Source organism: Pseudomonas sp. P5_B2, assembly GCF_056400445.1.
In genome coordinates this window covers 1-1,231 of sequence record NZ_JBFULH010000969.1, presented here as the reverse complement: position 1 = coordinate 1,231, position 1,231 = coordinate 1, and the positions used below count along the sequence as shown (strand labels likewise).

Below are 1,231 nucleotides of genomic sequence, written 5' to 3'. Positions count from 1 at the left end.
CGTCATGACCCGCGCCATGGCCGATATTGCCGACGGTGAAGGTGATCTGACCAAGCGCCTGACCATCCAGAACAACGATGAGTTCGGTGTCCTCGGTACGGCGTTCAACCGTTTCGTGGAACGTATTCATACCTCCATTCGCGAAGTGTCCTCGGCCACCGGGCAAGTCAACGAAGTAGCGTTGCGTGTCGTGGCCGCCTCGAACTCCTCGATGTTCAACTCCGACCAGCAAGCCTCACGCACCAGCAGTGTCGCCGCAGCGATCAACCAACTAGGGGCCGCCGCCCAGGAAATCGCCCGCAATGCCGCGCAAGCGTCCAACCAGGCCAGCGATGCCCGCAGCCTGGCCGAAGATGGCCAGCAAGTGGTGGATCGCAGCATCGCCGCGATGAATCAGCTGTCGAGCATGCTCAGTGCATCGAGTGCCAATATCGAATCGCTGAACAGCAAAACCGTGAACATCGGCCAGATCCTCGAAGTGATCACCAGCATTTCTCAACAAACCAACCTGCTGGCACTCAACGCAGCCATCGAAGCGGCCCGCGCCGGTGAAGCCGGTCGTGGTTTCGCGGTGGTGGCGGATGAAGTGCGCAATCTGGCGCACCGCACACAGGAATCGGCGCAACAGGTACAGACCATGATCGAGGAGCTGCAAGTCGGCGCCCGTGAATCAGTCAGCACCATGAGCGACAGCCAACGCCACAGTCAGGACAGCGTGGAAATCGCGAACCTGGCGGGCGAACGGTTGAACAGCGTGACGCTGCGTATCGGTGAAATCGACGGGATGAACCAGTCGGTAGCCACGGCGACTGAAGAGCAGACTGCGGTGGTGGAGTCGATAAACGTCGACATTACCGAGATCAATACGCTGAACCAGGAAGGCGTTGAAAACCTGCAATCGACCTTGCGTGCCTGCTCGGATCTTGAGCAGCAGGCTTCGCGTCTGAAGCAGTTGGTAGGCAGTTTCCGAATCTAAGCTGTTTCTGAAGGCCCCTTCGCGAGCAAGTCGAATCGTCGCACCGCCGCTCCCACATTTAACCGAGTTCTTCCAGAAAGAATGCGATCGAATGTGGGAGCGGCGGTGCGACGATTCGACTTGCTCGCGAAGGGGCCTTCAGAAACAGCTTAGATTCGGAAACTGCCTACCAACTGCTTCAGACGCGAAGCCTGCTGCTCAAGATCCGAGCAGGCACGCAAGGTCGATTGCAGGTTTTCAACGCCTTCCTGGTTC

2 protein-coding genes are annotated in these 1,231 nt (G+C 58.4%); one reads left to right on the top strand and one right to left on the bottom strand.

The genetic code is table 11. From position 1 onward, the window contains the following. Positions 1 to 976, top strand: a 976-nt coding sequence (locus AC1DRJ_RS28395; protein WP_477805065.1) for a methyl-accepting chemotaxis protein, incomplete at its 5' end; no start/stop codon positions are given. Positions 977 to 1,125: 149 nt separating this feature from the next. Here the strand turns inward: AC1DRJ_RS28395 and AC1DRJ_RS28390 are convergent. Beyond that, the coding region (locus tag AC1DRJ_RS28390) for a hypothetical protein (protein WP_477805066.1) at positions 1,126 to 1,231 on the bottom strand (106 nt) is incomplete at its 5' end.